Source organism: Mesorhizobium sp. B1-1-6, from assembly GCF_006443035.1.
Classification (GTDB): domain Bacteria; phylum Pseudomonadota; class Alphaproteobacteria; order Rhizobiales; family Rhizobiaceae; genus Mesorhizobium.
The window spans coordinates 557,323-580,834 of record NZ_VFWR01000001.1; the positions used below are offsets into that span (position 1 = coordinate 557,323).

The following is a 23,512-nucleotide window of genomic DNA, read 5'->3' on the forward strand; positions in this document are numbered from 1 at the left end:
CATCAGGCGCCGGTGATCAGTTTCCCGGCCTTGGATATCCACGAGCCGGCATTCTCGCGCGGCGCAAGCCCGTTGCTCTGCAGGAGCTTGTAGGAATCCTTGTACCATGGGCTGTCGGGATAATTGGTGCCGAGAACGGCGGCGGCGGTCTGCGCCTCCGAAGTGAGGCCCATCGCATAATAGCTCTCGGTCAGGCGCGCCAGCGCCTCCTCGACGTGGCGGGTGTTGGAATAATTCTCGACCACATTGCGGAAACGCTTGACCGCGGCGATGTATTCGCGGCGTTCGAGATAATAGCGGCCGATCTGCATCTCCTTGCCGGCGAGCTGGTCGTTGGCGAAGCGGATCTTTTCCTTGGCGTCATCGACATATTCTGAATTAGGCCAGCGCGTCACGAGATCCTGCATGGTCTGCACGGTCTGGCGCGCTTCCTTCTGATCCTGCGTCACGTCCTTGATCTGGCGGTAGTAGCTAAGGCCGATGATGTACTGCGCATAAGCCGCGTCATCCGTTGACGGATACAGCGTCAGATAACGCTTGGCCGACGAGATCGCTTCGTCGTAGCTGCCCTTACGATAGTCGGCGAACGCGCCCATCACCATCGATTTGCGGGCCCACTCCGAATAAGGATGCTGGCGGTCGACCGCGTCGAACTTCTTGCTCGCCTCGTCGAGGCGTCCGGCATTCAGATTGGCGAGCCCTTGGTTGTAGAGAACGTCGGCCGGTTCGGTCTGATCGACATAGGTCGACAGGTCGATATCTTTTTCCGACGACATGCAAGCAGACAGGAAGAGCGATGGAACAACCACCGAAAGCGCCAGGAAAACGGACCGCTGCGGCGCTTTCAATTGACCGACTCGCTTGAAGAACATGATTGGACTGCGCCCTTTCGGCGTTATTTCAGTGCCTGTTGCATATCGTTTCCCCAAAACTGGTCCCCACTTCCAGGCGACATGCACTATCGAAGGCAGCAGCCATAAACCATAACCGCCTTGCCCGGCAACGCTATGTCTAGGCAATCGAACATTTTTGTGGCGGCCGGGCCGCGCCGGAGCATCCCTGCGATTTCGCCGGCAAATGATGCATTCATGCAACACCAGCGAGCTGCGATGGTATCCGGAAAGTGGCGGCGACTCAGATCATCCAGGGCGCATAGAGAGGCGCGTTGACGGCGCTCATCTCGGCCGCACGGCCGCGCTCGCGGCGGGTCGTTTCGACGATCTCGAACGCGGTACGGTCCGACAGCACGCGCCGCAAGGCGGCCGCATTCAGCCTATGGCCGCCACGATAGGAGCGGAAGCAGCCGATGAAGCGGGCCCCGGCCAGTGCCAGGTCGCCCATGGCGTCCAGCGTCTTATGGCGTACGAACTCGTTGGGGTAGCGCAAGCCGCCCATGTTGATGACGCGGTTGTCGTCACCGATGACCAGCGAATTCTCAAGCGAGGATCCCAGCGCATAGCCGGCGGCCCACAGCCGCTCGACGTCCTTCATGAAGCCGAAGGTGCGGGCGCGCGCGATGTCGCGGCGGAAAATGTCCGCATTGATGTCGGACGCGAACAGCTGCCGGCCGATCGCCGGGCTTTCGAAATCGATCTCGACCTCGAAGCGAGTGCCGTCATAGGGCCTGAACTCAGCCCAGGAGGCGCCGTTCTCGATGCGGACCGGCTTGACGATCCGGATGTAGCGCCGCTTGACCGACAGCGTTTCGATGCCGGCCTGGTCTATGGCCTCGACGAACGCCATGGCGCTGCCGTCGAGGATAGGGACCTCATGGCCGTCGATCTCGATGATGACATTGTCGATGCCGAGCCCGAACAGCGCCGCCATGATGTGCTCGACCGTGGCGATGTGCTCGCCAGAGGGATCACCGAGCATGGTGCACAGGTCGGTTGCGCCGATCTCGGAAAACAGGGCGCGGAACTCGCGACCTTGCCCGTTCTCACTGAAAAGCTGGAAAACGATGCCGGTCTCGGCATCCGCCGGGAGAAAGCTGATGGAAACTTCCTTGCCGCTGTGAACGCCGGTGCCCGTAAGCGACGCGCGCGTCTTCACTGTCGTCTGATAGTCGTGCAAGACAATCCCCATAAGCCCAAAATGCCTAGGTCCGCTTCTCCAGCCCGAGGGGCGCGGCTCTCTTGTAAAAATCGGCAGGCCAGGTCACTTCCCCCGAAATCCCGGCAAACCGACGACGGTAGGCAGCGAAGATAATGTCCCGTCAGGGATAGTCCAAATCACGGTTTCTTACTCTTTGTAACCGCAACCGACATATGGATAGCCTCTTAAGTGCTTGCATTTGCATTCTTTTAAACGTTAACAGGCAAGCAATTCCTTGCTTGCCTGTTAACAATTGTTACAGCCCGTTAACCGCTCAGTTGGCCTGGCGACGCAGGAACGCCGGAATTTCCAGCTGGTCGTCCTCCTGAGTCGCCCTGGCCTGCGGCGTCAGGCGGCCTTGGTCGTCGAGCTGGCCGCGACGAGGCGCGTAGAGCTGCGCGTCCTGGCTTGCCAGACGGCGCACTTCCGGTGCGGCCTGACGCAGCTTGGGCTCGCGCGGCTGCGCCGGCTGCAGGCGTGCAGGCTCTTCCTCGCGGCGCGTCAGGCCGTTGGTCAGACGCTTCAAGAGCCCCATCGGTCCGCTGTTCTCATGGTCGGCCGGGCGGCTCTTGGCGTCGACCTCGGCCTTCACGACAGGCGGAAAGTCCTCGACGCGCGGCATGCGCTGGGGAGCCATCGCGACCGGCTGCTGGACTTCGCGCAGGATCTCGCGCGGCTGAGGCGCCGGCTGGATCTGCTGGACCACGGGCTGCACCATCGGTTGCGGCTGCGCCGGCGGAGCCTGGAAGATCTTGCTCTGCGGACGGAAATCATCCGCATGGGCAACCGGCGCCGGACGGGCTTGCGCCATCGCCGCGGCGTTTGCTTCGGCCAGTTGGATCGCTTCCGCGACCGGATCGGCGGCGCGCGGCTCGTACGCAGCCTGCTGGACCGGCGCGGGGCGGCTTTCCGCCGCGGCAACGGCCGGGCGGGCGGCCGGCTTCTGCGGCGCGGTGCGGATCGAGATCGGAGCGGCGGCGATTTCGGCCGCCGACTTGTCGATGCCGGTGGCAACAACCGAGACGCGGATGACACCTTCGAGCTCCTCGTCGAAAGTGGCGCCCAGGATGATGTTGGCGTCCTGATCGACCTCCTCGCGGATGCGGGTCGCCGCTTCGTCGACTTCGAACAGGGTCAGGTCGCGGCCGCCGGTGATCGAGATCAGCAGGCCCTTGGCGCCCTTCATCGAGGTCTCGTCGAGCAGCGGGTTGGCGATCGCGGCTTCCGCGGCCGCCATCGCGCGGCCCTCGCCCGATGCCTCGCCGGTGCCCATCATCGCCTTGCCCATCTCGCGCATCACCGAACGAACGTCGGCGAAGTCGAGATTGATCAGGCCTTCCTTGACCATCAGGTCGGTGATGCAGGCTACACCCGAATAGAGCACCTGGTCAGCCATGGCGAACGCGTCGGCGAAGGTGGTCTTGTCATTGGCCAGCCGGAACAGGTTCTGGTTAGGGATGACGATCAGTGTGTCGACGCATTTCTGCAGCTCCTCGATGCCGAAATCCGCCGTCTTCATGCGGCGCTGGCCTTCGAAATGGAACGGCTTGGTGACGACGCCGACAGTGAGGATGCCCTTCTCGCGGGCGGCGCGCGCCACGACCGGCGCCGCTCCCGTGCCCGTGCCGCCGCCCATGCCCGCGGTGACGAAGCACATATGGGTGTTGGACAGGTGATCGATGATCTCGTCGATGCATTCTTCCGCTGCCGCGCGGCCCACTTCAGGCTGGGATCCGGCGCCCAGCCCCTCGGTGACATGCGCGCCGAGCTGGATCAGCCGGTCGGCTTTCGACATGGTCAGCGCCTGCGCGTCGGTGTTAGCGACAACGAACTCGACGCCGCGCAGACCGGCGGTGATCATGTTGTTGACGGCGTTGCCGCCGCCGCCGCCGACGCCGAACACGGTGATGCGTGGCTTAAGCTCGGTGATGTCCGGCTTTTGCAGATTGATGGTCATTGTCTCCGTCCTTTGCCTTTCCTGCCGCTTCGCCGCCGCGGCCACTTATGGGGCTGTCCCCGTCAATTAGAAACTGTCTCTCAACCACTGACTCATGCGATGCAGTTTTCCGCCCGTTCCAGTCATCCTGAGACCGGAAATTCCTTTCGCCGGATGGCTCTCGAAGCTCGCCATCTGCGGATAGATCAACAAACCGACGGCCGCCGAGAAGGCCGGCCCCTTCGCCGCTTCGGGCAGGCCCGCCACGCCGAGCGGGCGGCCGATGCGCACATTGCGCCCCAGGATGCGGCGCGCCGCTTCCGGCAGGCCGGCAAGCTGGCTGGCGCCGCCGGTCAGCACCACGCGCTTGCCCACCGCATTGCCGTAGCCGGACTTGTTCAGCCGGTCGCGCAAAAGCTCGAGCGTCTCGTCGATGCGGGCGCGCACGATACGCGTCATGACGGAGCGCGGAATCTGGAGCGGCACTTCGCCCTCGTCGCCGATCGGCTGGATCGAGACCAGGTCGCGGTCATCGGCGCTGCCGGGCAACGCCGAACCGTGCATCACCTTCAGCCGTTCGGCGGCATCGAGCGAGGTGGACAGTCCCTTGGCCATGTCCAGCGTGACGTGGTTGCCGCCGATGGCGATGGCGTCGCCATGGACGAACTTGCCTTCCGAAAACACCGAGATCGTCGTCGTGCCGCCGCCCATATCGATGCAGGCGGCGCCCAGTTCCAGCTCGTCGTCGACCAATGCCGCCAGCCCGCTGGCATAGGGCGTCGCCACCATGCGCTCGACCGAAAGATGCGAGCGGTTGATGGAGAGCTCCAGGTTGCGCATCGGAGCGGCGTCGCCGGTCAGCACATGCATGTCGACGCCAAGCGTGTCGCCGACCATGCCGCGCGGATCGCGCACGCCGCGCTCAGCGTCGAGCGAGAAGCCGACGGGGAGCGAATGGACCACCTCGCGCTCGGTCTTCAGCGCCTGCTTGGCGCCGGCACCGAGCACCCGCTTGATGTCGGCCTCGTCGGCCTCATGGCCGCCGAGGTTTATGGTAGCCGAGAAGGCTTCGCTCTTCAGCCGGCCGGCGGTCATGTTGACGATCAGCGAATCGACCGTCAGTCCGGCCATGCGCTCGGCGGCGTCGACGGAGAGGCGAATGGCATGTTCGGCACGGTCGAGATCGATGACGACGCCCGATTTGACGCCCTGCGACTTCTGGTGTCCGATGCCGATCACCTGGATGCGGTGTGAGCGTCCGCGCAGCAGCTTGCCGTCATCGCATGGCTTCAGCTTCGCCACCATGCAGCAGACCTTGTTCGAACCGACATCCAGTACCGTCAAGGTGCCGGAGCGGCGCGAAGAGGCATCGCCTGAACCGCCAAGCCAGCTCATATCTTCGTCTCCGGCTTGCGCTTCAGCATTTTCGGCTTCTCGTTGAGCGCGGCTTCGCGCTGGGTCGCCGCCTCCGGCGTCAGTTGCACGACCAGCCGGTCGGACAGCCGCATGTCGACGGCGGCGATGTCGCGCGACAACAGCCCCTTGTCATGGTCCATGCCGACGAGTTCGGCGAGTGCCTGATCCTCGCCATCCTCGGGAAGCTTGATAGTGATGCCGTTGTCGAGCTTCAGGTCCCAGCGCCGATCGCCGACACGGACATAGCCCCTGATGCGGGTCGCGAGATCCGGGTATTTTTCGATCTTCGCCAGGAATTCCGGCGCCTTGGCCGGCGCGCCGGCTCCGATCAGCAATGGCAGCAGCACCTGCTTGCCACCCGAGAACGGTGCGATAACGGCACCGTCTTTTTCGATAACGGAGAGATCGCTGCCCTGCTGCCAAAGCGCGAACGCCTGACGCTCCTCGACGCGCACCTCCAACGTGTGCGGATAGACCTTGCGCACCGCGGCGACCTCGATCCAGGGCAAGGTGGCGATGCGTTCCCGCGCCGCCTCGGCATCGAAGCCGATCAGCGACGTCCAGCCGTCGAGCTCGAGCCTGTCGAGAATATCGATCTCGGACGTCTGGCGATTGCCGACCACCTTGACCTGGTCGACGGCAAAGCCGGTCCGGGCGGTGATGCTCTGGACGATGCCGTCGGCATGACCGCCGAGATAGGCGCCATAGGCGCCGCTCGAGGCAATGAGCACTGCCGACATGATCGCGGCGGAGAAGCGCGGCGCCTGGAATTCGCCCTCGCCCAGGCGCGCCAGGATACGCGCCGGGCGGCGAAGCACGCGCGGCAGCACGAAATGGTCGAACGACAATGGCAGGCTGAACAGCGCCGGCCCGGCCACGCCCTTCCCCTTGCCCTGCCCCCATTTCAACGCAGACACGAAGCGTCCTCCACCATCCAACTCAACAGATCGCCGAACGAATGCCCTGCCTGGGCGGCGATTTCAGGCACCAGAGACGTCGGCGTCATGCCCGGCTGGGTATTGACCTCGAGCCATACAACCTCGCCATTTTCGGAGTGACGATCGTCATAACGGAAGTCCGACCGGGAAACGCCCCGACAGCCGACAGCTTGGTGAGCCTTGAGCGCCAGTGTCTGTATTTTTTGGTAAATATTCGGTGAAACTTTTGCGGGGCATTCGTGTTTTGATCCGCCCGCGACATATTTTGAATCGTAGTCATAGAACGAATGGCCCGTCGGGATGATCTCGCAGACGCCAAGCGCCACGTCGCCCATGACGGCACAGGTCAGCTCGCGCCCATGGATGTAACGCTCGACCATGACGGTATCGCCATATTTCCACTCGGACGAGCCGATGACCTGCGGCGGATGCGACTGCCCCTCATGCACGATCACGACGCCGAAGCTCGACCCCTCATTGACCGGCTTCACCACATAAGGCGGCTTCATCGGATGGTTGTTCTGAATGGCGAAGCGATTGGCGACCTTCGATTCGGCGACGGGGACGCCGGCCAATTTCACGACTTTCTTCGACTGTTCCTTGTTCATCGCAAGCGCCGAGGCGAGCACGCCGGAATGGGTGTAGGGAATGCCGAGATATTCGAGAATGCCCTGAATGGTGCCGTCCTCGCCAAAAGGACCATGCAGCGCATTGAAGGCGACATCGGGCCTGAGATCGGCAAGCACGGAACCGACGTCGCGCCCGACATCGACGCGCGTGACTTGATAGCCTTCCGTCTCAAGCACATCGGCACAGGCCTTCCCCGAAGACAGAGACACGGGCCGCTCGGACGAGAAACCACCCAGCAGGACGGCCACATGCTTGTTTTTCATTCCCCGTCATCCCCTCTCACGGCGGATCAAAAACCAAGATTTCCGCAACATTGAGTCCGAGTCTCCCGGCAGGTTGCCCCCCAGACAGAAAACGCGGGAAACGCGTCGAACGACTCAAATCAGGAAACGCTTTGGAGCAGAGAATCAGAGAGTTGATTCACTGGCAAGTGCTTATGATTCCGAGAGATTCACTTTCTGAGAAAATGGATGCGAAAACCGTGCTGTTGAGTCTTTGGAGCAACGGTCGCGCGGTCGTTCCGGACCAGTTGAAGTTCATGCGTCACATAAACTTCAACCGCGGCTAGAGCAGCTGTCCAAGAAACTCCTGCACGGCGTGTCCGGGGCGGAAGTCCCCGATGCGCTTGATCTCCCAGTGCAGTCGGATGCCGGAATGTTCGAGCACCCGCGTGCGCACTGTTTCGCCGAGATATTCGAGTTCGTAGCCGGTCGCTGTCCCGGTGTTGATCATGAAATTGCAGTGCATGGGCGACATCTGCGCGCCGCCGATCAGCAGGCCGCGACACCCTGCCTTGTCGATCTCTTTCCAGGCTGAGGTGCCTTCAGGATTCTTGAAGGTCGAGCCACCGGTCTTCTCGCGGATCGGCTGCACCGTCTCGCGATGGTTCTGCACCGCGTCCATCGCCGCCTTGATCACTGCCTTGTCCTCGGCAAAGCCCTCGAAAATCGCCGAGGTGAAGATCAGCCCGGACGGTGCCGACGAGTGCCGGTAGGCATAGCCCATATCGGCATTGCTCAGCGTCTGGACGTTGCCCTTGCGGTCGAGCGCACGCACCTCGACGACGCGCTCGCGCGTCTCGACGCCATTGGCGCCGGCGTTCATCCTCAGCGCCCCGCCGATGGCGCCCGGTATGCCGTGGTAGAAATGGAAGCCGCCGATGCCGGCTTCCAGCGCCGCCGCGGCAATGCGCTTGTCGGGCGTGGCCGCGCCAGCCTTGATCGATGCCGGCGAAACAATTTCGGTTTCACCGAACCCCTTGGCCGACAGTCTTATGACGAAACCCGGAATACCCCCATCGCGCACAAGCAAGTTCGAGCCGACGCCGACTATGGTCAGCGGTATCTCTTCGGGAACCGCTTTCAGGAAAGCAGCGAGGTCCGCCTCGTCCGCTGGCTGAAAGAGCGCCTCGGCCAGTCCTCCGGCGCGGAACCAGGTGATCTTGTCCATCTCGGCATTCGGCGTGATGCGGCCGCGCAGGCCGGCAAGCCGGCCGCCAAGTCTGTCGATCAGCGCCTGGCCCTGCATCATGAGACGGCCAGCTCCTTGGGCAGCGCATAGGCCCATTGCGTGATGTTGCCGGCGCCGAGAAAGACGACGAAGTCGCCGGGCCTGGCCAGATCACGGACAACAGGCGCTATTGCCTCCGGACCCTCGATGTAGCGCGCGTCGCGATGGCCGCCGGCCCGGATGCGCGACACCAGCGCATCCGAGGTCACGCCTTCGATCGGCTCCTCGCCGGCGGCGTAGACCGGCGCCACCATCACCGTGTCGGCGTCGTTGAAGCAGGCGGAGAATTCATTGAACAGATCATGCAGCCGGGTAAAACGGTGCGGCTGGGCAATGGCGATGACGCGGCCCTTGGTGGCGCTGCGCGCGGCTTTCAGCACCGCAGCGATCTCGACCGGATGGTGGCCGTAATCGTCGAACACTTCGACGCCATTCCAGGAGCCGGTTTGGGTGAAGCGACGCTTGACGCCGGCGAAGGACGACAGGCCTTTCTTGATCGCCTCGGCCGACAGGCCGAGCTCATGCGCCACCGCGATCGCCGCCGTCGCATTGGAAACGTTGTGGCGGCCGGGCATCGGCAGGCGCAGATCCGATATCGTCGTCTGGCCGCGTCCCTTGCGGTCGCGGATCACCACGTCGAATTCCGAGGTCGCGCCGGCCATGCGATGGTTGGTGAAGCGCACGTCGGCCTGCGCGTTCTCGCCATAGGTGATGACGCGGCGATCCTCGATTCGGCCGACCAGCGCCTGCACCTCCGGGTGGTCGGTGCACATGACGCCGAAGCCGTAGAACGGCACGTTCTCGACGAACTGGCGGAAGGCTTCGCGCACCTTCTCGAAACTGCCGTAGTGATCGAGATGTTCGGGATCGATATTGGTGACGACGGCGATATCGGCCGGCAGCTTGAGGAAGGTCCCGTCGCTCTCGTCGGCTTCGACCACCATCCACTCGCCGTCCCCCATGCGCGCATTGGTGCCATAGGCGTTGATGATGCCGCCATTGATGACGGTCGGGTCGAGCCCGCCGGCTTCGAGCAGCGTCGCTACCATCGAGGTCGTCGTCGTCTTGCCGTGCGTGCCGCCGATCGCCACTGCCTGGCGGAAGCGCATCAGTTCGGCCAGCATTTCGGCGCGGCGCACGATCGGCAGCAATTTCTCCCGTGCCGCCTTCAGTTCGGGGTTGGATTTCTTGATAGCCGTCGAGACAACCACCACTTCGGCATCGCCGAGGTTTTCTTCCCTGTGGCCGACAAAGCATTCGATCCCCTTGTCGCGCAGCCGCTGCACATTGGCGCTGTCGGCCTGGTCGGATCCCTGCACCTTGTAGCCGAGATTGTGCAGCACTTCGGCGATGCCACTCATGCCGATGCCGCCAATGCCGATGAAATGCACGAGGCCTATGGTCTGCGGCATCTTCATGCGTGCTTTCCCTTCTTAAAATCCGAAACGGTTTTGCGGGACGCAATAGCCTCTGTGAGATCGGCGAGCAACCGTGCGGCGTCCGGTTTGCCGACCGACTTCGCCGCGGCAGCCATTGCCGTGAGCCGTTCGGGCTCGGCCATCAGGGCGCCGATCAGCGCCGCGATGCGCTCGGGCGAAAGTGAGGATTGCGGTTCCACTTCGCCACCGCCGGCGGCCGCAAGAGCGGCTGCGTTCGCGGCCTGGTCGTGATCGAGCGCATAGGGATAGGGCACCAGCAGCGCCGGCCGCCCGATGACCGCGATTTCCGAGACGGTCGACGCGCCGGAGCGCGACATCACCAACTGTGCGGCCGCTATACGCGCCGCCATGTCGCTGAAGAAGGGCGAGACCTCGACACCGACGCCAAGCGCTGCATAGGCCGCCTTCACCCGCCCGACATCATCGGCCCGAGCCTGCTGCGTGATCACCAGCCGCTTGCGGAGTGCGTCGGGGAGCAAGGCGACGGCCGCCGGCACCGCATCGGAGAAGAACTGCGCGCCCTGGCTGCCGCCGAACACCAGCAGGCGGAAGGGATCATCTCCGGCCGAGGCGACGTAGGCGGTCTTTGCGGCTTCGAGCACCTGTGGGCGAACCGGATTGCCTGTCGTCACCGTCTTGGCGCCGACGGCGCTTTCGTCTTGGGGCAGGAAGCCACCGGCAATCGCATCGACGCGGCTGGCCAGCGCCCGGTTGGCGCGTCCCATCACCGCGTTCTGCTCGTGGATCAGCGTCGGCACCTTGCGCCGCGTCGCGGCGTAGAGCGGCGGCAAGGTCGGATAGCCGCCAAAGCCGACCACGGTATCGGGCCTGATCCTGCCGATGATGGCGGACGCCTGGCGCACGCCGCGCCAGATTTTCCAGAAAGCGCCAAGCAGGGCAACAGGATTTTTGGAGCCCAGCGTCGCGGACTGGATCGGGTGGATGGCGGCGGCCGGGAAGTGGCCGGCAAAGCGCTCAGCGCGGTCGTCGGTCGCCAGATGCACCGTCCAGCCACGCGCGTTCAACTCATGCGCCAGTGCCTCGGCCGGAAACAGATGTCCGCCGGTTCCGCCCGCCGAGAGAAGGATAACGCCTCTGGCCATGTCACTCCGCCGGCATGGCGCGCTGTGGCAAGGCAAAGCCCACCTGCTTGCGCTTTTCCGGTCGCTTGCGCGTCAGCGCCAGCACCATTCCCATCGAGATGGCGATGGCAATCTGCGAAGAGCCGCCATAGGAGATGAACGGCAGCGTCATGCCCTTGGCCGGCACCAGCTGCAGGTTGACGCACATGTTGATGACTGCCTGCAGGCCGAACACGGTGACGAGGCCGCCGACCGCATAGCGGGTGAAATCGTCATGCTCCTTCAGCGCCGTGTTGAGGCCGCGCAGCACGATGAAGGCGAAGATGGACATGATGAAGAAACACATGATCAATCCGAATTCCTCGCCCGCGACCGAAAAGACGAAATCGGCATGGCTGTCGGGGATGACCCGCTTGACGGTGCCCTCGCCCGGCCCGACGCCGAACCAGCCGCCATTGATCAATGCGTCGCGGCCCATATCGACCTGGAACGTGTCGCCTTCGCCAGTGAGGAACTTGTCGATACGCAGGGCGACGTGCGGAAATACCGTATAGGCGGCAAAGACGCCGCCGACGCCGGCCGCTCCGAGCACGACGATCCACAGCCATGGCAGCCCCGCCATGAAGAACATGATGCCCCAGGTGCCGGTCGTCAGCATGGTCTGGCCGAGGTCCGGCTGCGCCACCAGCAGCGATACGACCAGTACCAAGAGCAACATGGCGAAGAGATTGCCCGGAATGTCGGGCTGGCGCTTGTGTTCGGCGAACAGCCAGGCGCACATGATGACAAAGGCGGGTTTCAAAAACTCCGAGGGCTGGATCGACAGGCCGGCAAGCGACACCCAGCGCCGCGCGCCTTTCACCTCGACGCCGATGTAGAGCACCGCCACCATCAGCACCAGCATCAGGCACAGCATGATCAGCGCCATGCGCCGGATTTCTCTGGAATCGAGGAAGGACACCGCCAGCATCACGCCGAGCGCCGGCACGGTGAAGATGATCTGCCTGGTCGCGAAATGGAAACTGTCGAGGCCGATGCGTTCGGCGACCGCGGGACTTGCGGCGAAGGACAAAACTATGCCCAGCCCCATCAGCGACAGGAACGCCGCCAGGAACCAGCGATCGATGGTCCACCACCAGGTCGCAACCGGGCTTTTGTCGAGACGGCTCTGCATTATCGTGCCCCTCCGATGGGTTTGACGCCCTCGATAGCATTCGCAGCTTGCCTGAAGGCTTCGCCGCGGACCTCGAAATTCTTGAACTGGTCGAAACTGGCGCAGGCCGGCGACAACAGCACCACCGCCTCGCCGCCATCGTCCTTGGCCGCATCATGCGCGGCATGCTCGACCGCGGCTGCAAGCGTGCCCGATATCTCATACGGCACCGCCTCGCCCAGCGTCGCCGAAAAGGCCGGCGCTGCCTCGCCGATCAGATAGGCCTTGGCGATACGCGGGAAGAAGCCGCGCAGCGGCTCGATGCCGCCTTCCTTGGGCAGGCCGCCGGCGATCCAGTAGATGCGTGAAAAGCTCGACAGCGCGGGTGCCGCCGCATCGGCGTTGGTCGCCTTGGAATCGTTGACGAACAGCACGTGGTCCTTGCGGCCGACCTGCTCCATGCGATGCGCCAGGCCCGGAAAGCTTTCCAGTCCGGACTGGATCTCGCCGAGGTCGAGCCCGACCTTGAGGCAGGCGGCCACCGCGGCAAGCGCGTTTTGCGCATTGTGCTGCCCGCGCAGCGAGCCGATGCCTTCGAGGAAGGCGACCCGGCTGTAGCGGCCATGCACCGCTTCCATCAAATTGGTGCCATCGGCGAAATAGCCGTCGGTCAGCGGCAGCCGCTTCGAAATGCGGATGACGTGCCGCCCCGCCCGCTCCAGCCGTTCGGCAATCTGCGCACACCAGGAATCGTCGATGCCGACGATCGCGGTCTCGCTGCCGGCAACCAGCCGCTCCTTGATCGAAGCGTAATGCTGCATGGTGCCGTGACGGTCGAGGTGATCCGGCGTCAAATTGAGCAGGATGCCGGCCGTCGGATTGATCGATGGTGCGAGGTCGATCTGGTAGGACGAGCATTCGACGACATAGTGCCGGTCGGGTTGCGGCGGATCGAGTGTCATCACGGCGCGGCCGATATTGCCGCCCATCTGCGTATCGCGGCCGGAAGCCTTCAATATATGCGCCGTCAGCGCCGTGGTCGTCGACTTGCCGTTGGTGCCGGTGATGGCGATGAATGGGGCGGCTGGCGCGCCGAGCGTCCGCTCGCGGCAGAAAAGCTCGACGTCGCCGATGATCTCGACACCCGAACCGCGCGCCAGTTCCACCGTCCAGTGCGGTTTGGGATGCGTCAGCGGCACGCCGGGCGACAGCACGAAAGCGGAGAACGTGGCCCAGTCGGCTGTGTGCAGGTCGCCGGTTGCAATCCCGGCGGCTGCCGCCTTGGCGACACTGTCGGGATTGTCGTCCCAGGCCAGAACCTCAGCCCCGCCCTCGATCAGCGCGTGCGCGGTCGCGATCCCCGAGCCGCCGAGCCCGAAGAGCGAAACACGCTTGCCTGCGAAGGATGCGGCGGGAATCACGGGGCGCGCCTATCTGAGCTTGAGGGTGGAAAGGCCGACCAGCGCCAGGATGACGGCGATGATCCAGAAGCGGATCACCACCTGGCTTTCGGTCCAGCCGAGCTTTTCGAAGTGGTGATGGATCGGCGCCATCAGGAACACACGCTTGCCGGTCATCTTGAAGTAGCCGACCTGGATGATGACGGACAGGATCTCGACCACGAACAGCCCGCCGACGATGACCAGCACGATCTCGTGCTTGGTGGCGACCGCAACGGTGCCGATCAGCCCGCCCATGGCCAGCGAGCCGGTGTCGCCCATGAAGATCGCCGCCGGCGGCGCGTTGAACCAGAGAAAGCCGAGGCCGGCGCCGATGACCGCGCCTAGCACAACAGCCAGTTCGCCGGTGCCGGGCACGAAATGGATCTGCAAATACTCGGCGAATACGGCATTGCCGGAGAGATAGGCAATGACGCCGAAGGACGCCGCCGCGATCATGATCGGCACGATGGCCAGGCCATCCAGGCCGTCGGTGAGGTTCACCGCATTGCCCGCCCCCACGATGACGAAGCAGGAGAACGGGACGAAGAACCAGCCGAGATTGATCAGGAATTCCTTGGCGAAGGGGAATGTCAGCGACGAGGAGAACGGCGCCTGGCCATTATGCATGATCGCCCAGGCGGCGATGCCGGCGATGACGAATTCGAGCGCCAGCCGCGCCTTGCCGGAAAAGCCGAGATGCGACTGCTTCGTCACCTTCAGATAGTCGTCGTAGAAGCCGATCGAGCCGAAGCCCAGCGTCACCAGCAACACCACCCAGACATAGATGCTCGACAGGTTCGCCCATAGCAACGATGAGCCGATGATGCCGGACAGGATCATCAGGCCGCCCATGGTCGGCGTGCCGGCCTTCTTGAAATGGGTCTGCGGCCCGTCGGCGCGGATCGGCTGACCCTTGCCCTGGCGCAACCTGAGCGAATTTATGATGGTCGGCCCGAAGATGAAGACGATCAGCGCCGAGGTGATCAGCGCCCCGCCCGTGCGGAAAGTGATGTAGCGGAAGACATTGAAGACCGAGATCTTGTCCGCGAAATCGACGAGCAGTGTGAACATGCGCTTTTCGTCCCCGACTTGACCCTAGGTCTGTTTGCCGATTGTCGTTTCAGCCGGGAACTTGCCCAGCAACGCATCGACCAGCTTTGCAAAGCCGATGCCCTTCGACGATTTGATCATCACCACGTCGCCTGGCTTCAGTGCGGCAAACAGAACCGGCTTCAATTCCTCGACGTTGGCGCGGTATTCTGTCCTGATCTCGCCCGGCAGCGCTTCCGCCAGCGCCCGCATCTCCGGACCGCCGAGAAAGACGGTCTGCGTGCCGGTGCCGACGATGAGACCGGCAAGTGCAGCATGCAGCTTGGCCGAATACTCGCCGAGCTCCAGCATATCGCCCAGCACGGCGATGCGGCGGCCTTCGCCCGTCACCGGCGTCGCGTTGAGCAGCGCCATGGCGGCCGCCATCGAGGCGGGGTTGGCGTTGTAGCTTTCGTCGATCAGCGTGATCGGTCCACCGGGGTGGCTTGAAGTCGGGCCACCGGGATGGCTCGAAGTCGAGCCACCGGGATGACGCAGCACATAGCGTTTGCCGCGGCCGCGCTCGGCCGAGAGATCGGCCAGCGCCAGGGCAACCTTGTCGAGATCGGCGCCGACCAGACGGGCCGCGCCGAGGACCGCCAGAATGTTCTGCACCATGTGGCGGCCGGGCGCGCCGATGCGAGCCGTCACCTCGTGACCGCCGATCCTGGCGGCAATGTCGGAATGATCGGCATGGACCTCGCATTTGACCAGTCTGAAGGTTGAGCGCGCGTGCTCGCCGAACCCATAGACATGCTCGACGCCGGCGGCGTGCGCCATCTTGTCGAGAAGCTTGAAACGCGCGTCGTCGCGGTTGAGGATCGCCGCGCCGCCAGGTTCCAGCCCTTCGAAAATTTCGGCCTTCGCCTTGGCGATCTCGTCCAGATTGCGGAAGAAGCCGAGATGCGCCGCCGCGATCATGGTGACGATGGCGACATGCGGCCTTACCATCTTGACCAGCGGCCTGATCTCGTCGGGATGGTTCATGCCGATCTCGAACACGGCATAGTCGCAATCGGCCGGCATGCGCGCCAAGGTGAGCGGCACGCCCCAATGGTTGTTGAACGACTGCGCCGAGGCATGCACCTTGCCGACCGCCGACAGCACGTGGCGCAGCGCTTCCTTGGTGGTCGTCTTGCCCGCCGAACCGGTCACCGCGATGATCTTGGCCCGGGAACGGTCCCGCGATGCGACACCGAGCTTTTCCAGCGCCACCAGCACGTCCTCGACGACGATCATCGGCGCCGTCAGCCGGCCAAGCGACGGCAGCTTGCCTTCGGCCACGACCAGCACCCCGGCTCCGGCCTTGATGGCGGCGGTCGCGAAATCATGGCCGTCCATCGCCTCGCCCTTGATGGCGAAGAAGGCGTCGCCCGGCTGAAGGCTGCGGCTGTCGATCGAAATGCCCGATACGCCGTCCGGCATCGGTCCGATCGGTCGTCCGTCCATGGCGGCGACCAGCGTCTCGGATGTCCACAGCAAATTCATGCGGCACGCTCCAGCAGCGCGGCACGGACTTCTTCGTGGTCGGAGAAATGCAGGGTCTCGGTGCCGATCGTCTGGCCTTCCTCATGACCCTTGCCGGCCACGATCAGCGTGTCCCCGGCATGCAACATGGCAACGGCCTCGTGGATCGCCGCGCGCCGGTCACCGATCTCGATCGCGCCGGGAGCGGCGGCAAGGATCGCGGCCCGGATCGTCTCCGGCACTTCCGAGCGCGGATTGTCGTCGGTGACGATGACGACGTCGGCGAGCCGCGTCGCGATCTCGCCCATGATCGTCCGCTTGCCGCGATCGCGGTCGCCGCCGCAGCCGAACACGACGATGACCCGGCCGGTAGTGAACGGGCGCACCGAGGCAAGCACGTTTTCCAGCGCGTCCGGCTTATGCGCATAATCGACATAGACCGGCGCGCCGTTTGCAGTCGTCCCGACAAGGTCGAGCCGGCCGGGTGCGCCCTTGAGTTTTTCCAATGCCTTCAAGGCCTTGGCGACTGGCGTTCCCGTGGAGATGGCAAGCCCGGCCGAAACCAGCGCGTTGGCTATCTGGAAATCGCCGGCCAGCGGCAGGTCGATCTCGTAGAGCATCCCGTCGGCCTCGACCTCGGCACGTTGGCGGTGGCGCTCATGCTCGACCCGCTTCAGCGTCAGGAAATCGCCGTGGCGGCCGACCGTCAGCACGCCGAGCCTTGCGGCCTTCGCCGCCTGGATGGTTGGCGCCGACCACGGATCGTCGGCGAAGATCACGGCCGGCGCGCCCTTCGGCAGCAGCGCATCAAACAGACGCAGCTTGGCCCGGTGATAGTCCTCGACCGTCGGATGGTAGTCCATGTGGTCGCGGCCGAGATTGGTGAAGCCGCCGGCGGCCAGCCTGACGCCGTCGAGACGGCGCTGGTCGAGACCATGGCTGGAGGCCTCCATGGAGGCATGGGTGACGCCGGCGTCCGCCAGTTCAAGCAACAGCTGATGCAAGGCGACGGGATCTGGCGTCGTCAGCGAGCCATAATCGTTGCGGCCCGGCGCCACCACGCCGGTGGTGCCGATCGAGGCCGCGGCAAAGCCGGCCTGCTCCCAGATCTGCCTGACGAAAGCGGCGACCGAGGTCTTGCCGCTGGTGCCGGTGACGGCCACCATCGTCTGCGGCTGTTTGCCGAAATAACGGGCCGCGCTCAGGGCCAGCGCCAGGCGCGGGTCATCGACGGCCAACACTGGAACCGGCAGTCCCCCAAGGGCGCTGTCCTTGCCCGCGACGATGGCGGCAGCCCCTCGTGCGGCGGCGTCCGCGGCATAGGCGGCGCCATCCGCCTTGCTTCCAGCGAGCGCGAAAAAGACGACGCCGGGTTTTACCTGGCGGGAATCCGAAGAGATGCCGGTAACCTCCAGATCGACGGAAGCTGTTCCTTCGACTGGCAGGATACCGGTTAGATTTTTGAGCTTCATCGAGTTCCGTTCACCGCAACAAAATAGCGCGCAGTTGCCGGCGCGCCCTAAGAATCATTGATAGGAAACCAGCGTTGCACCATTTTCATGGCTGAAATCTGGCTTCACGCCAAGCATGGCCGCGGAACGCCTGATGATATTGCCGGCCATGACCCCGGCATTCGCGGCCGCGACGTCCGTCATGCCCGGCTTTTCCGGGTGCGGAGCATCGGCAATCGTAAACACGAGATATTGCGGATCGTCCATCGGGAATGCGGCGACGAACGTATTGAAATTCAACTCCTTCGAGTAGCGGCCATTGATGACCTTCTCGGCTGTTCCGGTCTTGCCGCCAACGCGATAGCCGGGGACCCTGGCATTTCTGGCCGAGCCCTTCTCGGCGTTGAGCATGTAGAGATAGCGCATGCCCTCGACCGTTTTGTCGGCTACCACTTTCTTGGCCGCCGCCATCGCGTCCTGCTGGCTGCGGATCAGGAATGTCGGCTCCATCAGATATCCGCCATTGATCAGCGCCGCGCAGCCGACAGCCGCCTGCAACGGTGTCGTCGACACGCCATGACCGAAGGCGATGGTGAACGAGTTGACCTGTTTCCAGACCTTCGGCTCAGTCGGACGGGCAACTTCCGGCAGTTCGGTCTGCATCTTGTCCAAGATGCCAAGACGATGCAGGAATTCGCGGTGCGCCTCGATGCCGACCAGTTCGGCCTCCCTGGCCGATCCGATGTTGGATGAATAGAGGAACACCTCCGGCAACGACAGCACGCGGTTCTTGCCGTGGAAATCGTGAATGGCCTGATGGCCGACCCGGATTGGATGCGAAGCGTCGAAGCGGCTCGCCATCGTCGCCTTGCCGGAATCGAGCGCCATGGCCGATGTGAAGCTCTTGAAGGTCGAGCCCATCTCATAGAGCCCCGCCGACATCCGGTTCAGCCGGTCCTTGTCTTGTGCATTGTAGGGATTGTTCGGATCAAAATCCGGCACCGAGGCCATGGCCACCACTTCGCCGGTCTTGACGTTGAGCACGACGGCGCCCGCGCCCATGGCGCGATAGCGCTCCAGGCCGGCGGCAATCTCGTCGCGCACCACATGCTGGACGCGCAGATCGATCGAGAGCTTCACCGGCTTGAGATCCTTCGCCACCGCCAGGCCCGACGCCTGCAGATCGCTCAGGCCCTGCTCGTCGATATATTTCTCCATGCCGGAGATGCCTTGATTGTCGATATTGGTCAGGCCGACAATGTAGGACGAGGTTTCACCACTGGGGTAGAAACGGCGCTTCTCGGTGCGGAAGCCGAAACCGGGAATGCCGAGTTGCATGATGTCGGCCTGCTGCTTGGGGGTCAGCTGCCGCTGCAACCAGACGAAGCCGGCGCCGCTCTTCAGCTTATGATACGTCTGCTCGTAATCGATCTCCGGCAGCACCGTCGACAGCTTTTCGATCGCCTCGTCGGCGTCGACGATGCGGCGCGGCTCTGCAAACAGCGATGCCGTCTTGATGTCCGTCGCCAGCACCTCGCCGTTGCGATCGACAATGTCGGGCCGCGAGGCCGTCACCCGGCTCTGCGGGCCGCCCGACATGTCGGGGGTCTGGAAGCCGAGATAGACCAGCCGCCCGGAAATGATCGAGAAGATGCCGAAGAACACCGCCATCGTCATGACGATGCGCGCCTTGCCCTTGCCTCCGGTCGCCTTGCGGGCGCCATCGACCACGATCGAACCGTCTTCGCTGGCCCTGGGGCGACGTTTCAGCAGTTTGCCGATCATTGGGCGATGCCTCCGGTCACGATGGGATCCTTGCCGTCCGAGGGTGTGTTGCCGGAATTGTCTGCCATGCCGCCTTGGCGCCCGTTCAGGATGTCCTGGATGTCGAGGGCTTTGGCTGGCAGGTCGCCTAGGCCGACGATCTGGTGCGCGCTGACCGGCTCCAGTTCAAGCTGCGACTTGTAGAGTTCGGCGAGCTTCTGTAGCCGCGACGGCTGGGTGAGCAGGCTCCAGTCAGCCTTGAGCAGGTCGATCGTGTCCTCCTCGTACCGTATTTCAGCATGGATTTTCTGCACGGCTGCCAATTGGTCCTCGGCCTCGCGCTTGGTTTTGTAGGTCAGGGCCGCCGCCGAGACCATGACGGCGATGAGGACGATGTCGCTGGAACGAAACACGTGCTTACCTCTCCCCCGGCCGCTCGATGCCGGGAAGTTTTGGGCCGGGAAGTTTTGGAAGGCCGAAAATCGAAAAATCGACGGCACGCGCCGGCGCATCGGTGCGGATGGCGGCGCGCAGCCTTGCCGAGCGGGCGCGCGGGTTGGCCGCAGTCTCGGCATCACCCGGCGTCACGCCGCCGCCGGACTTGCTGAAGGTGGCACTGCGTGCCCGTGCCTCCGGCATGTGGCGCGAGCCGCTCGCGGCGTCGGAGCGATCGGCAATGAAGCGCTTGACGATGCGGTCCTCCAGCGAATGGAATGTCACCACGGCAAGTCGTCCGCCCGGCTTCAGCGCCCGCTCGGCGGCGAACAGCGCCTTGGCCAACTCACCGAGCTCGTCATTGACGAAGATGCGCAGCGCCTGAAAGACGCGGGTGGCGGGATGGATCTTGTCCTTCGGCGCCCGGCCGATATGCGTCTCGATGGCGTCGGCAAGCTCCAGCGTGCGCTCGAACGGACGCTTTTCGCGACGCGCTTCGATCATGCGCGCGATGCGCCCGGCGTGGCGCTCCTCCCCGAGGAAGCCGAAGATGCGGGCAAGATCGCCCGGCTTGAAGTTGTTGACGACATCTGCGGCGCTGAGGCCCGCCTGCGCCATACGCATGTCGAGAGGCCCATCGGCGCGGAACGAAAACCCGCGCTCCGCCTGGTCGAGCTGCATCGAGGAAACGCCGATGTCGAGCACGACGCCGTGGGCACTTTCGACATGCTGATCCAGCATCGAGAATGGCGCCTGCACCAATCGCAGGCGGCCGCCTGATTGGGCTTCGAGATTGCGACCGGCCGCTATGGCATCCGGATCGCGATCAATGGCAACCACGGACGCGCCGGCCGCCAGGATGGCCTTGGTGTAGCCGCCGGCGCCGAACGTGCCGTCGACGATGACGTCCCCTTCCGCTGGCGAGAGCGCCTGCAACACTTCGGCAAGGAGGACCGGAATGTGGCGGGCCGGTCCGCCAACGGCGTTGATATCATCGCCGTGGCCCACCGTCATTCCGGTCGCTCCCCAGGATTCGTCCCCTGCCGAAGCTGCAAAAGCCGGGCCCGCGCCTGCGCTCCGTAGGCCGCAAGCCGTCCCGGCTCCCAGATCTGAAAGAAATTGCCGCGCCCGACAAAGGCTACTTCCGCCGAAAGGCCGGCATGTTCGCGGATGAAGTCGCTGATCGTGATGCGACCATCCTGGTCCAGCTTCAGGAATGTTCCGTCGCCATGGCAGAAGAACGACATGTCGTCCGCCGTCTGCTGGAACGGATCCTCGAGCGCGATGCGCTGCTCGTAGCGGTCGAGCAGGTCGGGCCCGCCGACATCCATGGCCGGCAGATCCAGGCAACGCAGCGCGTAGAGATCCGAATAGCCGCGTTTCTGAACGACGGCGCGAAAATGCGCAGGAACGGACACCCGCCCCTTCGCATCGATCCTGCTCACCGTGTTCGACAGAAACCGGTCCATCACACGTCACGGCCGCTTGCGCCGCCGCACCCCTCTTCGTCGTGTTGCACGCGCCACCGCTACGCGTTCCCTGCCCTGAACCCGCCTCCGTGACAGGGGCGAAAACCGGCAAACGCGCAGCCGCCGCGGCTGCCCGATTGGCGTACGCTTCACTCTGACGCGGAACGAAGGCTTTGGTATCGATATGGGATATCATGGGGTGTTATGGGCGTCAACGGGAACAGGCTTCACAACATGCAGTCGCGACCGATGGAAGCGGCTTTGAAAACACGTCTCGTCTTTATGGATCATTAAGCCTAACGAAGCGTTTAGAGCCGCTTGGCCCAACCGGACGCGCCTTGTCGCGAGCTGTTGCCGGGCATAGCGTCTCACCACACGTCCAGGGTCACCAAGAGGGTTGGAATGTCGATGTCTGAAACAGCACGGTCGCGCGCCGCGGCTCTTGCCCACCTCCGTCGCAACGCACTTGCCGTCGGCGATTCCATCCCCCTGCCACTCACCATGGCTGCCATCTTTCACGCGCCTGGCGACGCCACTGGTTTCAACCAGTATGGCCGTTTCAGCAATCCGACCTGGGATGCGGTAGAACATATGCTGGCGCATCTGGAAGACGCGCCCTGCGTCGCCTTTCCTTCCGGAATGGCGGCGATTTCGGCGGCATTTTTCGCTGTCCTCAAGACCGGCGACCGCATTCTTCTGCCTTCGGATGGCTATCACACGACAAGGGCACTGGCCGAACGCTTCTTGAAACCACTCGGCATCGCCTACGATGTGAGGCCAACCTCGACCTTCCTCGATGGCGGTTTCGAAGGCTATCGTCTCGCTTTCGTAGAGACGCCCGCTAATCCGGGGCTGGACATATGCGATATCGCGGCGGTGGCCGCGGCCGCACACAAAGCGGGCGCACTGCTTGTCGTTGATAATACGACCATGACGCCTTTCGGCCAGCGCCCGCTCGACCATGGCGCGGATATTGTCATCGCCGCGGACACTAAGGCGCCCAACGGCCACTCCGACGTGCTGTTCGGCCACGTCGCGAGCCGCAACGCCGACATCATCGCCGCGGTGACGGATTGGCGCGAAACGTCCGGCGGCATTCCAGGGCCGTTCGAAGCGTGGCTTGTGCATCGTGGCCTCGAAACGCTCGATGTGCGCTTCGACCGCATGTGCTCCTCGGCGGAAGTGATCGCGCGGCGCCTGCAAGGTCACCCGGCGATCACGGGCCTGCGCTATCCCGGCCTGGAAGGCGATCCTTCGCACAATCTTGCCCGTGCCCAGATGGAACGCTTCGGCTTCCTTGTTTCCTTCGAACTCGCTTCGGAGCAGAAGGCCGAGGATTTCATCAACAACTGCGAATTGATGCAGGCCGCGACATCCTTCGGCGGCGTCCACACCTCCGCTGAGCGGCGTTCGAAACGAGGCGATGCGGTTCCAGCCGGCTTCGTCCGCCTCTCAGTCGGCTGCGAACCAGTTGAAGAGCTTTGGGCGGCGATCGAGGCGTCGCTGGACAGGATCGGCGACTGACAAATCGGTTACGAACCGAGGTCGTCGGTTCCGAAGTTGCGATGGCCGTGCAGCACGCGAAGGATTTCGATCGCATCGCCCCTGACTCGATACAGGGTGAGATAATCGCCCCTGACTCGATACAGGGTGAGATAATTGCCGACGACCAGATGGCGAACACCCGGTGCGATATCGTCTCGTGGCGCGCCTGAGAAAGGATAGGTAGCCAGTTGCTGCCACCGCGCCTCGATGCGGTCGAGCAGCCGGTCGGCTGCGGCCTCGCTGTCGCTCGCAATATGCAGCCAGATCATGATCAGATCGTCTTCGGCGCGCGCGTTCCGGACGATGGGGAGCAAATTCATCCTGCGTCGTCAGATCGCAGGCGTCTCCGCGCCTCGGCCTTGATTTCGTCCATCGATTCAAATCGTCCCGGTCCGCTGTCGATCCCTTCCTGAACTAACCTCCGCAACTCCTCGACCGTATAGCCGAAGAGGTCGCGCCGATCCTTCCATTGCCGGAGCGCATCGCGGATCACCTCGCTAGCCGAAGCATATTCACCAGCGGCGACCACATCGTCGACCGCCGCCGCCAGTTCCGGCGAGAGGGTGATGCTGCGTTTATCGACCTGTCCCATGACCGCTCCTCGTCCACTTGCTGAAGCATGGTACGATTTAATCGTACCGAATTCAAGAAAG

Annotated in this window: 21 protein-coding genes; 1 reads left to right on the forward strand and 20 read right to left on the reverse strand. The window is 63.7% G+C overall.

Annotation, left to right across the window (positions count from 1 at the left end):
* Nucleotides 1-2: 2 nt before the first annotated feature.
* The 18 genes from FJ979_RS02885 to mraZ form a co-directional block, all read right to left on the reverse strand.
* Nucleotides 3-872 carry an outer membrane protein assembly factor BamD gene (locus FJ979_RS02885; RefSeq protein WP_140495233.1) on the reverse strand — a complete coding sequence of 290 codons (870 nt, stop codon included), beginning with the start codon at nt 870-872 and terminating at the stop codon, nt 3-5.
* Nucleotides 873-1,134: 262 nt separating this feature from the next.
* The gene (gene lpxC, locus FJ979_RS02890; protein ID WP_140580005.1) at nt 1,135-2,085 is read right to left on the reverse strand and encodes a UDP-3-O-acyl-N-acetylglucosamine deacetylase; all 951 of its coding nucleotides are present in this window, start codon (nt 2,083-2,085) and stop codon (nt 1,135-1,137) included.
* Nucleotides 2,086-2,368: 283 nt separating this feature from the next.
* Nucleotides 2,369-4,051: a cell division protein FtsZ gene (gene ftsZ / locus FJ979_RS02895; protein WP_140580006.1), complete on the reverse strand. Its 1,683-nt coding sequence runs from the start codon at nt 4,049-4,051 to the stop codon at nt 2,369-2,371.
* Nucleotides 4,052-4,117: 66 nt separating this feature from the next.
* Nucleotides 4,118-5,425 (reverse strand): cell division protein FtsA, encoded by a 1,308-nt coding sequence (gene ftsA, locus FJ979_RS02900; protein ID WP_140553117.1) that lies wholly within the window; start codon nt 5,423-5,425, stop codon nt 4,118-4,120.
* Nucleotides 5,422-6,363 (reverse strand): cell division protein FtsQ/DivIB, encoded by a 942-nt coding sequence (locus tag FJ979_RS02905; protein ID WP_140580007.1) that lies wholly within the window; start codon nt 6,361-6,363, stop codon nt 5,422-5,424. The genes ftsA and FJ979_RS02905 overlap by 4 nt, the downstream gene beginning before the upstream one ends.
* Nucleotides 6,351-7,277 carry a D-alanine--D-alanine ligase gene (locus tag FJ979_RS02910; protein WP_140495223.1) on the reverse strand — a complete coding sequence of 309 codons (927 nt, stop codon included), beginning with the start codon at nt 7,275-7,277 and terminating at the stop codon, nt 6,351-6,353. The genes FJ979_RS02905 and FJ979_RS02910 overlap by 13 nt, the downstream gene beginning before the upstream one ends.
* Before the next feature lie 301 nt (nt 7,278-7,578).
* Nucleotides 7,579-8,544 (reverse strand): UDP-N-acetylmuramate dehydrogenase, encoded by a 966-nt coding sequence (murB, locus tag FJ979_RS02915; RefSeq protein ID WP_140580008.1) that lies wholly within the window; start codon nt 8,542-8,544, stop codon nt 7,579-7,581.
* Nucleotides 8,541-9,941, reverse strand: coding sequence for a UDP-N-acetylmuramate--L-alanine ligase (gene murC, locus FJ979_RS02920; protein ID WP_140495219.1), 1,401 nt, complete (start codon nt 9,939-9,941; stop codon nt 8,541-8,543). Before murC ends, murB begins: the two co-directional genes overlap by 4 nt.
* A complete protein-coding gene (gene murG / locus FJ979_RS02925; RefSeq protein ID WP_140580009.1) occupies nt 9,938-11,065 on the reverse strand; it encodes an undecaprenyldiphospho-muramoylpentapeptide beta-N-acetylglucosaminyltransferase in 1,128 nt (375 codons plus the stop codon). The genes murC and murG overlap by 4 nt, the downstream gene beginning before the upstream one ends.
* 1 nt (nt 11,066) lies before the next feature.
* Complete coding sequence (ftsW, locus tag FJ979_RS02930) at nt 11,067-12,218, reverse strand: putative lipid II flippase FtsW (protein WP_140516599.1); 1,152 nt, start codon at nt 12,216-12,218, stop codon at nt 11,067-11,069.
* Entirely contained in the window at nt 12,218-13,618 is a 1,401-nt protein-coding gene (gene murD, locus FJ979_RS02935) for a UDP-N-acetylmuramoyl-L-alanine--D-glutamate ligase (protein ID WP_140495213.1), read from the reverse strand. The genes ftsW and murD overlap by 1 nt, the downstream gene beginning before the upstream one ends.
* Nucleotides 13,619-13,627: 9 nt before the next feature.
* The gene (gene mraY, locus FJ979_RS02940; RefSeq protein WP_140495211.1) at nt 13,628-14,710 is read right to left on the reverse strand and encodes a phospho-N-acetylmuramoyl-pentapeptide-transferase; all 1,083 of its coding nucleotides are present in this window, start codon (nt 14,708-14,710) and stop codon (nt 13,628-13,630) included.
* 24 nt (nt 14,711-14,734) lie between these two features.
* On the reverse strand, nt 14,735-16,216 hold the full coding sequence (locus FJ979_RS02945) for a UDP-N-acetylmuramoylalanyl-D-glutamyl-2,6-diaminopimelate--D-alanyl-D-alanine ligase (RefSeq protein WP_140580010.1): 1,482 nt from the start codon (nt 16,214-16,216) through the stop codon (nt 14,735-14,737).
* Nucleotides 16,213-17,667, reverse strand: a complete 1,455-nt coding sequence (locus FJ979_RS02950; protein WP_140580011.1) for a UDP-N-acetylmuramoyl-L-alanyl-D-glutamate--2,6-diaminopimelate ligase — start codon at nt 17,665-17,667, stop codon at nt 16,213-16,215. The genes FJ979_RS02945 and FJ979_RS02950 overlap by 4 nt, the downstream gene beginning before the upstream one ends.
* Before the next feature lie 54 nt (nt 17,668-17,721).
* Nucleotides 17,722-19,431 carry a penicillin-binding protein 2 gene (locus tag FJ979_RS02955; RefSeq protein WP_140580012.1) on the reverse strand — a complete coding sequence of 570 codons (1,710 nt, stop codon included), beginning with the start codon at nt 19,429-19,431 and terminating at the stop codon, nt 17,722-17,724.
* Nucleotides 19,428-19,823, reverse strand: coding sequence for a hypothetical protein (locus FJ979_RS02960; RefSeq protein WP_140580013.1), 396 nt, complete (start codon nt 19,821-19,823; stop codon nt 19,428-19,430). The genes FJ979_RS02955 and FJ979_RS02960 overlap by 4 nt, the downstream gene beginning before the upstream one ends.
* A gap of 4 nt (nt 19,824-19,827) precedes the next feature.
* The gene (gene rsmH / locus FJ979_RS02965) at nt 19,828-20,859 is read right to left on the reverse strand and encodes a 16S rRNA (cytosine(1402)-N(4))-methyltransferase RsmH (protein ID WP_140580014.1); all 1,032 of its coding nucleotides are present in this window, start codon (nt 20,857-20,859) and stop codon (nt 19,828-19,830) included.
* Nucleotides 20,856-21,314 (reverse strand): division/cell wall cluster transcriptional repressor MraZ, encoded by a 459-nt coding sequence (gene mraZ / locus FJ979_RS02970; RefSeq protein WP_140580015.1) that lies wholly within the window; start codon nt 21,312-21,314, stop codon nt 20,856-20,858. The genes rsmH and mraZ overlap by 4 nt, the downstream gene beginning before the upstream one ends.
* Nucleotides 21,315-21,722: 408 nt before the next feature.
* Here mraZ and FJ979_RS02975 point away from each other — a divergent pair, with 408 nt between their 5' ends.
* Nucleotides 21,723-22,838: a cystathionine gamma-lyase gene (locus FJ979_RS02975; protein WP_140516714.1), complete on the forward strand. Its 1,116-nt coding sequence runs from the start codon at nt 21,723-21,725 to the stop codon at nt 22,836-22,838.
* Nucleotides 22,839-22,846: 8 nt separating this feature from the next.
* Here the strand turns inward: FJ979_RS02975 and FJ979_RS02980 are convergent, their stop codons facing one another.
* Both FJ979_RS02980 and FJ979_RS02985 read right to left on the reverse strand, forming a co-directional pair.
* Entirely contained in the window at nt 22,847-23,179 is a 333-nt protein-coding gene (locus FJ979_RS02980; RefSeq protein ID WP_140580016.1) for a type II toxin-antitoxin system RelE/ParE family toxin, read from the reverse strand.
* A complete protein-coding gene (locus FJ979_RS02985; protein WP_140495192.1) occupies nt 23,176-23,451 on the reverse strand; it encodes a type II toxin-antitoxin system ParD family antitoxin in 276 nt (91 codons plus the stop codon). The genes FJ979_RS02980 and FJ979_RS02985 overlap by 4 nt, the downstream gene beginning before the upstream one ends.
* Between the last annotated feature and the right edge of the window lie 61 nt (nt 23,452-23,512).

Excerpts from the sequence above, each read along its gene's own strand:
- FJ979_RS02885 (WP_140495233.1), bottom strand. The coding sequence starts at position 872 with ATGTTCTTCAAGCGAGTCGGTCAATTGAAAGCGCCGCAGCGGTCCGTT.
- lpxC (WP_140580005.1), bottom strand. The coding sequence starts at position 2,085 with ATGGGGATTGTCTTGCACGACTATCAGACGACAGTGAAGACGCGCGCG.
- ftsZ (WP_140580006.1), bottom strand. The coding sequence starts at position 4,051 with ATGACCATCAATCTGCAAAAGCCGGACATCACCGAGCTTAAGCCACGC.
- ftsA (WP_140553117.1), bottom strand. The coding sequence starts at position 5,425 with ATGAGCTGGCTTGGCGGTTCAGGCGATGCCTCTTCGCGCCGCTCCGGC.
- FJ979_RS02910 (WP_140495223.1), bottom strand. The coding sequence starts at position 7,277 with ATGAAAAACAAGCATGTGGCCGTCCTGCTGGGTGGTTTCTCGTCCGAG.
- murB (WP_140580008.1), bottom strand. The coding sequence starts at position 8,544 with ATGATGCAGGGCCAGGCGCTGATCGACAGACTTGGCGGCCGGCTTGCC.
- murC (WP_140495219.1), bottom strand. The coding sequence starts at position 9,941 with ATGAAGATGCCGCAGACCATAGGCCTCGTGCATTTCATCGGCATTGGC.
- murG (WP_140580009.1), bottom strand. The coding sequence starts at position 11,065 with ATGGCCAGAGGCGTTATCCTTCTCTCGGCGGGCGGAACCGGCGGACAT.
- ftsW (WP_140516599.1), bottom strand. The coding sequence starts at position 12,218 with ATGCAGAGCCGTCTCGACAAAAGCCCGGTTGCGACCTGGTGGTGGACC.
- mraY (WP_140495211.1), bottom strand. The coding sequence starts at position 14,710 with ATGTTCACACTGCTCGTCGATTTCGCGGACAAGATCTCGGTCTTCAAT.
- FJ979_RS02945 (WP_140580010.1), bottom strand. The coding sequence starts at position 16,216 with ATGAATTTGCTGTGGACATCCGAGACGCTGGTCGCCGCCATGGACGGA.
- FJ979_RS02950 (WP_140580011.1), bottom strand. The coding sequence starts at position 17,667 with ATGAAGCTCAAAAATCTAACCGGTATCCTGCCAGTCGAAGGAACAGCT.
- FJ979_RS02955 (WP_140580012.1), bottom strand. The coding sequence starts at position 19,431 with ATGATCGGCAAACTGCTGAAACGTCGCCCCAGGGCCAGCGAAGACGGT.
- rsmH (WP_140580014.1), bottom strand. The coding sequence starts at position 20,859 with ATGACGGTGGGCCACGGCGATGATATCAACGCCGTTGGCGGACCGGCC.
- mraZ (WP_140580015.1), bottom strand. The coding sequence starts at position 21,314 with ATGGACCGGTTTCTGTCGAACACGGTGAGCAGGATCGATGCGAAGGGG.
- FJ979_RS02975 (WP_140516714.1), top strand. The coding sequence starts at position 21,723 with ATGTCTGAAACAGCACGGTCGCGCGCCGCGGCTCTTGCCCACCTCCGT.
- FJ979_RS02980 (WP_140580016.1), bottom strand. The coding sequence starts at position 23,179 with ATGAATTTGCTCCCCATCGTCCGGAACGCGCGCGCCGAAGACGATCTG.
- FJ979_RS02985 (WP_140495192.1), bottom strand. The coding sequence starts at position 23,451 with ATGGGACAGGTCGATAAACGCAGCATCACCCTCTCGCCGGAACTGGCG.